Below are 7,644 nucleotides of genomic sequence, written 5' to 3' on the forward strand. Positions count from 1 at the left end.
CGCCGGCAGCGTCAAATGTGAATAAGAAACAGGACCCACCCTTCCCCATTTTCGTCGCCCACGAAGACCTGAGCTTCGAAGACGCCATCGCCAGCATCTCCTCGCTACTGCGCTGCGCCGCCACCACCGCCACCGAAACCGCCGAAGGCCTTAAAGGCACCCGACGCGACATGGCCTGTTCCACCGCTCACCTGATCGACATGGCCCGCACCCTCGCCGACCGTGCGCTGGATTGCCTGCAACCCAACCCCACTAACACCCCATGACCCCTGTGTAGGAGCGAGCTTGCTCGCGAAGAACTCACAGGCGCCGCGTTTATCCAGGAAACACGCGTCATCGTTGACGTTTTTCGCGAGCAAGCTCGCTCCTACAATCAGCCATCAGGGCTGGCCCACACTCCGTTGATCGCGTCGGCCATGAGTCCGCGTGCACTTTTACAGGTAAACTCCCCTCCTTTTCATCTTCTCCACGGAGTTCGCCTTGCGTCTGTTTCATACCTCCGACTGGCACTTGGGCCAAAACCTCCACGGCCAGGAACGCGACTTCGAACACGCTTGTTTCCTTGAGTGGCTGCTGGGCCAACTCAAGGCCCAGCGCCCGGACGTGCTGTTGATCGCCGGCGATATCTTCGACACGGTCAACCCGCCGCTCAAGGCCCAGGAGCGCTTGTATGACTTCATCATCAGCGCCCACGAACAACAGCCGACGCTGACCATTGTGATGATTGCCGGCAACCATGACTCCGGTTCGCGCATTGAGCTGCCTGCGCCTCTGATGCGCCGCCTGCGCACCCATGCCCTGGGCCGGGTGCTGTGGCTGGATGACGGGCAACTGGATGCCGACCGGCTGCTGATCCCGCTGCCCAATGCCAAAGGCAAGATCGCCGCCTGGTGCCTGGCGCTGCCCTTCCTGCGCCCGGCGGAAGTCACCGGCGCACAGCTGGGCGATGATTACCTGCGCGGCATCGGCCAAGTGCATGAATGGCTGATCGCGGCCGCCAATGCCAAGCGCAACAAAGGCCAGGCGCTGATAGCCATCAGCCATGCGCATATGGCCGGTGGGTCGGTATCCGAAGACTCCGAACGCAGCCTGATCATCGGCAATGCCGAGGCGCTGCCTGCCACACTGTTCGACCGAAGCGTGGCGTATGTGGCCCTCGGCCATTTGCACAAACCGCAAAAGGTCAATGGCGAGGAGCGCATTCGCTACAGCGGCTCGCCAATCCCCCTGTCGTTCTCCGAAATCGGCTACAAGCACCAGATTCTCGACGTGACGTTCCAGGGCGAAAGGCTGGTGGGCTGCGAACCGATCCTGATTCCCCGCTCCGTCAACCTGCAACGCCTGGATGCCGCGCCCCTGGCCGATATCCTCAAGCAACTCGGTGAGCTGCCCGACATCGACCTGCTCGCCGAAACCCAGCGCCACCCCTGGCTGGAAGTGCGCGTACGCCTCGACGAACCGCAACCGGACCTGCGCCAACAGATCGAAACTGCCCTGCAAGGCAAGGCCGTGCGCCTGGTGCGTATCGCCGCCGAGTATGCCGGCACACGCGACAGCGCAGAGGTAGACGATGCGCAACTGATCGAACTCGACCAGCTCACGCCCCAGGAACTGTTCAGCCGCGCCTGGCAGGACAGCTACGGCAGTGAGGTGGATGAACAGACCTTGAAGGACTTCGCCGTGCTGCTCCAGGAAGTACAACAGGAGGGCGAACAGCCATGAAGATCCTCGCCATCCGCCTGAAAAACCTCGCCTCCCTGGCGGGCCCGTTCGAAATCGACTTTACCGCGGAGCCCCTGGCCAGTGCGGGTCTGTTCGCCATCACCGGGCCGACCGGCGCGGGTAAAAGTACCCTGCTCGATGCGTTGTGCCTGGCGCTGTTTGGCGCAGTGCCACGCCTGGGTGACACCGGCCAGGCCAAGATGCCGGACGCCGACACGGATATTTCCATCGGCGACCCGCGCACCCTGATTCGACGCGGCACCGGTGGTGGCTATGCCGAGGTGGATTTTGTCGGTGTCAGTGGCCGTCGCTACCGTGCGCGCTGGGAAGCCAACCGCGCCCGTGACAAAGCCAGCGGCAAGTTGCAGAACAGCCGGCAAAGCCTGATCGACCTGGACAGCGACCAACTGTTGGCCAGCCAGAAAACCGAGTACAAGGCCCAACTCGAATTGGCCCTGGGCCTGAACTTCGAACAGTTCACCCGTGCGGTGCTGCTGGCGCAAAGCGAGTTCAGCGCCTTCCTCAAGGCCAATGACAATGAGCGCAGCGAACTGCTGGAAAAGCTCACCGATACCGCGCTCTACACCCAGCTCGGCCGCCGTGCGTTCGATAAGGCCAAAGAGGCCAAGGACGCCCACAAACAGCTGCAGGACCAAGCCACCGGCGTGGTACCCCTGGCACCCGAAGCCCGCGCCGAGCTGGATCAACAGTTGGCCCACGCCCAGCAGCAGCTCAAGACCCAACAAGCCCAGCTCAAGCAGCTGGAGTTGCAGCACACCTGGCTCAAGGAACTGCGTGAATGGCAGGAGCGCCATCAACACGCAGTGGAGCAACTGCAACGCGACGAAGCAACCTGGGCCAGCCAAGGCCAGCAACGCCAAGACCTCAGCCTGCTGGAGCAGTTAGCACCGCAACGCCATCACTTCCTGCGCCAGGCAGAACTCGGCACCCTGCTGACGCCCCTGGCGGCACAGATTGCCCAGCACCTCGAGCAACAAACCGCCCTGCATTCCCGCCAGGAACAGGCGCAACACCAGCAAGTGGCCGCCCAGGCAGCACTGGCCGCGGCCCTGAAACACCAGGCCGACGCCGCGCCCCTGTTGCGCCAGGCCATCGAAGAGCAAAACACCCTCGCCCATGTGAGCCGCGAACTGGCCAAGCGCAACGAGGAAAAACACCAGCACGAAAGCGCCTGCACCGAAGGCCAGGCCCTGCTCGACGGCTTGCAACACACCCAGGCCCAAGGCACCGAGCGCCTGCAGCGCCTGGCCACCGAACTTGAGCACAGCGCCACCCTCGCGCCGCTGAGCGATGCCTGGAACGCCTACCGTGACCGCCTGCAACAGTTGGTTTTGATCGGCAATCGCCTCAACCAAGGCCAGGCCGAGCTGGGGCAACTCGAACAGCGCGCCAGCGCCGCCGCCGAACAGTTCACCCAACAGCGCGAAGCCCTGGACCTGCTCTACCACGAGGCCGGTGCCGAACCGCACGCGGTGGCCGAACAAATCCAATTGCTGGCCAGCCTGCTGCAAGACAATCGCAAGCAACAGCGCGCCTTCGAAGACCTGGCCCGCTTGTGGGACAGCCAGCAACAGTTGGATCAACAGGCCGCTGCGCTCACGCAAAGGCTTGCCGAGGCCGCGCAAAAACGCGAACAACTGAACCAGACCGGCCTGCAAACCAAGGCCGAACTCACCGTTGCCGAACAAACCCTGGCGGTGACCAAGCAACTGCTTGAGCGCCAACGCCTGGCCCGCAGTGCCAGCGTCGAGGAATTACGCGAGCAGTTGCAGGATGACCAACCCTGCCCGGTGTGCGGTAGCCACGAACACCCCTATCACCAGCCTGAAGCCCTGCTGCAAAGCCTGGGTCGCCATGATGAAAGTGAAGAGGCGGCTGCGCAGAAAGCCGTCGATAGCCTCAAGGAAAAACTCACTGAATTGCGCGGTGAAGTGGGCGGCCTGATCGCTCAGCAAAAAGAGTTCCTGCAACAGCAGGAACAGTTGGCCACCCAGCAGCAGGGTTTGGCGCCGAGCCTGCAAGCCCACCCACTGTCTGCCTCGCTGTTCAATCAGGACGCTGCCAAGCGCAGCCCTTGGCTGGCCCAGCAACTGGCCCAATTGACCCAAAGCATCAGCCAGGACGAACAACGCCAAGGCGCCCTGCTCAACCTGCAACAGAACGCCGGGCGCTTGCAGCAACAATTACAAGCGGCCCAGGATGCCAGCCAGCAAGCCCGGCAATTGCTGGTGGACCAACAACGGCAACTGGCCGGCGACCGCGAACGCCTGGAGGCGGAACTCAGCGCCTTCGCCAGCCTGCTGCCCGCCCAGACGCTGGAAGGCTTGCGCAGCGCGCCTGCGGCGACCTTCATGCAGCTCGACCAGCAGGTCAGCCAGCGCCTTGAGCAGTTGGGCCATCAACGCGATGAGCAGGCCGAGCAGCAAGAGCGCCAACAGGCCATCGAGAAACAACACACCCACCAACAGCATCGTCAGCAGCAACTTGACGCTGTGAATCTGCAAGTCGCCGAGCTGGCCGACCAGCAACACGCCGTCCAGGAAAAACTCCGCGCCTTGCTAGGGGATTACCCCAGCGCCGAACACTGGCAACAGCAGCTGGAGCAAGCCGTCACGCAGTCGCGCCAAAGCGAGACCGACGCCAACCAGGAACTGCACGCCGTGCACACGGCGCAAGTACAGCTGGCCGCCGACCTCAAGGCCCAGCAGCAACGCCAGCAGGCATTGGAGGCGGAACAGCAAGCCCTTGCGACACGCATCGGCGAATGGCGCGCCCAGCACCCAGAACTGGATGATCAGGGCCTCGCACGCCTGTTGGCCCTTGATGAAGCCCAGGTCGCGCAGTTGCGTCAGCACCTGCACAGCAGCGAAAAGGCCGTCGAGCAAGCCAAAGTTCTGCTGCACGAGCGCGAACAGCGCCTGGCCGAACACCAGGCCCTGCACAATGGCAACCTGGAGGCCGAGCAACTGGACGCCACCCTGGCAACGCTTGAGCAGCAACTGCTCGAGGGTGAGAAACACTGCGCCGAACTGCGCGCACGCCAGGCCGAAGACCAGCGCCGCCAGAATGCCAACCAGGCCCTGGCCGAACAGATAGCCAAGGCTTACGAGCAGTGGCAGCGCTGGGCACGCCTGAATGCGCTGATCGGCTCGGCCACCGGAGACACCTTCCGCAAGATCGCCCAGGCCTACAACCTCGACTTGCTGGTGCACCATGCCAACGTGCAACTGCGCCAACTGGTGCGCCGCTACCGGCTCAAACGCGGCGGCAGCATGCTCGGGCTGCTGGTGATGGACACAGAGATGGGCGATGAACTGCGTTCGGTGCATTCATTGTCCGGTGGCGAAACCTTCCTGGTGTCGTTGGCCTTGGCCTTGGGCCTGGCGTCCATGGCGTCGAGCACCTTGAAGATCGAGTCGCTGTTTATCGACGAAGGCTTTGGCAGCCTTGATCCGGAGTCATTGCAATTGGCGATGGACGCTCTGGACGGCTTGCAGGCCCAGGGCCGCAAGGTGGCGGTGATCTCCCACGTACAGGAAATGCACGAGCGCATCCCGGTACAGATCCAGGTCCAGCGCCAGGGCAACGGCCTGAGTACCCTGGAGGTCAAGTGAACGAAGCGCTGCTGTACTCGTTCCGACGCTGCCCGTATGCGATGCGGGCGCGGCTGGCCTTACGTTACTCAGGTGTTGCTGTGCGAATTGTCGAGGTGAGCCTCAAGGCCAAGCCAGCCGAGATGCTGGCACTGTCGCCCAAGGGTACGGTGCCGGTGTTGAGTGTCGAAGGTCGAGTGATAGAGGAGAGCCTGGAGATCATGCAATGGGCGCTGGCGCAGCACGACCCGGATGATTGGCTGCTGCAAGGTGACCCTGCGGTGCTGGCGTTGATTGCCGAGAATGATCAGGTGTTCAAGCATCACTTGAATCGATACAAGTATGCCGAGCGCTACCCGGAGCAGCCGATGGAGCATTATCGGGCCGAGGGTGAGGTGTTCTTGCAGAAGTTGGAAGGCTTGCTGGCGGAGCGTGAGTACTTGCTCGCCGAACACCTGAGCCTGGCGGATGTGGCGCTGGCGCCGTTTGTGCGCCAGTTTGCCCATGTGGATCGGGAGTGGTTTGCGGGGACGCCGTATCAGCGTTTGCAGATTTGGTTACAGCGGTTCCTTGAGTCCCCACTGTTTACCGCCGTGATGGCAAAGCCCTGAGGCCGATACACTCAAGTGTGGGAGCTGGCTTGCCTGCGATGCTGACGACTCGGTGCAACTGAAACACCGAGTTGATGCCATCGCAGGCAAGCCAGCTCCCACATTTGACCGTCGCTCAATTCCAGTACAGTGCCGGGTCTTGTTATCTAGCATCAAGTATGGGGCAAACCCGCTTTTGAATCAGTCCGTGTTCCACGAATTGTCGTCATTCGAGGCATACACCGAGCTGTATCCCGATGCCTTGAATGCCCGCTCGGTGTCGGAACTGCTGCTGTTACGCAGCGACGTGCCGCGCTCGCTGCATGCGTGTATCGAGGAGTTGAGCCATATCCTCACGGACCTGCCAGGCAGTTATGGGCGCACGGCGCAGCGGTTGGTGGCGGAATTTGAAGCGCGGCTGAGGTATACGGGGATTGATGAGATTCTGGAGGATGGGTTGCATAGTCGGTTGAGGGCGTTTATTGAGGCTGTGCGGGAGTTGGCGCGGGCGGTGCAGAGTTCTTATTTGGAGGTTGTCTGTGGCCCACCGTCCTACAAGGCGATGGAAGGTGCAGAGGGAGATCTACTTTAAGTAAATCTCCCCATACCTTCGCGCGCTGACTATATCTACGACTCACTCGGTCCGGCCCTTATTCTACAGGTGTTCACGCAACTATCCCCATAAGCCAAGGCCAACCTTTTTTCATTTCTTGCAGTCGCATCAACCAATTATCTGCTAATTAAGCTCCATTAACCACATCTCTTTTTTATAACTGCCGAATCCGAATATCATCGAAACCAACAAATTGGCCTGCCGGAAAGTCATAGAGCCTAGCAGTAATAGAAACACCGGTCCTAATATCATCTACATGAAAACGGTGCGTCATTGTCTGCCACACCCCAGGCGTACTATATAGGAATCTTACAAATTGGATATCTACGGACATATTGTAATTCCCAATAACCCTCGCTGAAACCTCATACCATCCGGGGGCCACACTGAAAACTTGATATAAACCTGTCCCAGTTCCAGACACACTGTTGTAACCTCTCCAATAGCCTGAAGTTATGTCCCCCGAGCCGAACACGGTCCACCCATTATATCCACTACTAAAATCCGTGAAATGGTCGAGCTTTTTATTGCTCACTTGGTAGTCCACTATCGGAAAGACAATGGCATCGACTTCAGCTTTACTAAGACTGAAAGCCGCTTTTAACTCCACCTGCAGCTTGGTGCCATGTCCCAATCTCGCCAGATAAGTACGAGCGATCCTTGGTTCGATTTTCCCTTCAGCGATCCAGGTCGAGTTGACAGCTGCAGTGTCCGCACCGTTGTACACTGTCAGCGAATGATCATCGCCCTTGTCCGTTTTCCCCTGCAGCTTCAACCAGACGGGGTAAGGTGCAGTGATAAACGGCCAGACACCAATTTGCCCTGTGGCATCGCCGGTAAACGTAGTCAAGTCCAGTACTTGAGTCGCCGCGTTAGCCTGGTTGATCTTGAGCACCGTTTTGGCCAACTCAGCCTGGGGTATCGGCGTCACCGTCACCGTCAACACCTTGGACGCAACTACCTTGCCGCTACGGGTTACGTCGTACTTAAGCGTGAGCGTCTTGTTGGCATTACCGACGTTGGCGGCAATCGCGGCCTTGGTAATGTCGAACGTGACTTTGCCCGCCGTTACCCCATTCTTGGCCGGGATCACCGGAGAACCCGC

5 protein-coding genes and 1 pseudogene are annotated in these 7,644 nt (G+C 60.4%); 5 read left to right on the forward strand and 1 reads right to left on the reverse strand.

What is annotated here, in order from left to right:
* The first annotated feature begins 17 nt into the window (after window positions 1-17).
* The 5 genes and pseudogenes from GIW79_RS28990 to GIW79_RS29010 all read left to right on the forward strand — a co-directional run.
* Complete coding sequence (locus tag GIW79_RS28990; RefSeq protein ID WP_236477466.1) at window positions 18-266, forward strand: DUF6124 family protein; 249 nt, start codon at window positions 18-20, stop codon at window positions 264-266.
* A 214-nt stretch (window positions 267-480) separates the two neighbouring features.
* Window positions 481-1,722, forward strand: coding sequence for an exonuclease SbcCD subunit D C-terminal domain-containing protein (locus tag GIW79_RS28995; RefSeq protein WP_057975739.1), 1,242 nt, complete (start codon window positions 481-483; stop codon window positions 1,720-1,722).
* A complete protein-coding gene (locus GIW79_RS29000) occupies window positions 1,719-5,357 on the forward strand; it encodes an AAA family ATPase (protein WP_236456292.1) in 3,639 nt (1,212 codons plus the stop codon). The genes GIW79_RS28995 and GIW79_RS29000 overlap by 4 nt, the downstream gene beginning before the upstream one ends.
* Window positions 5,354-5,947 (forward strand): glutathione S-transferase, encoded by a 594-nt coding sequence (locus tag GIW79_RS29005; RefSeq protein WP_236456290.1) that lies wholly within the window; start codon window positions 5,354-5,356, stop codon window positions 5,945-5,947. Before GIW79_RS29000 ends, GIW79_RS29005 begins: the two co-directional genes overlap by 4 nt.
* A gap of 184 nt (window positions 5,948-6,131) precedes the next feature.
* A pseudogene (locus GIW79_RS29010) lies at window positions 6,132-6,518 on the forward strand (alpha-E domain-containing protein); the annotation flags it as partial.
* Between the two features lie 175 nt (window positions 6,519-6,693).
* Here the strand turns inward: GIW79_RS29010 and GIW79_RS29015 are convergent.
* Window positions 6,694-7,644 (reverse strand): hypothetical protein (locus GIW79_RS29015; RefSeq protein WP_236477465.1); only part of this gene is annotated, 951 nt, incomplete at its 5' end.

It is taken from the genome of Pseudomonas sp. PA-7-1E (assembly GCF_021605325.1).
In the GTDB taxonomy this organism is placed as follows: Bacteria; Pseudomonadota; Gammaproteobacteria; order Pseudomonadales; family Pseudomonadaceae; genus Aquipseudomonas; species Aquipseudomonas fluorescens_BV.

Excerpts from the sequence above, each read along its gene's own strand:
- GIW79_RS29000 (WP_236456292.1), top strand. The coding sequence starts at position 1,719 with ATGAAGATCCTCGCCATCCGCCTGAAAAACCTCGCCTCCCTGGCGGGC.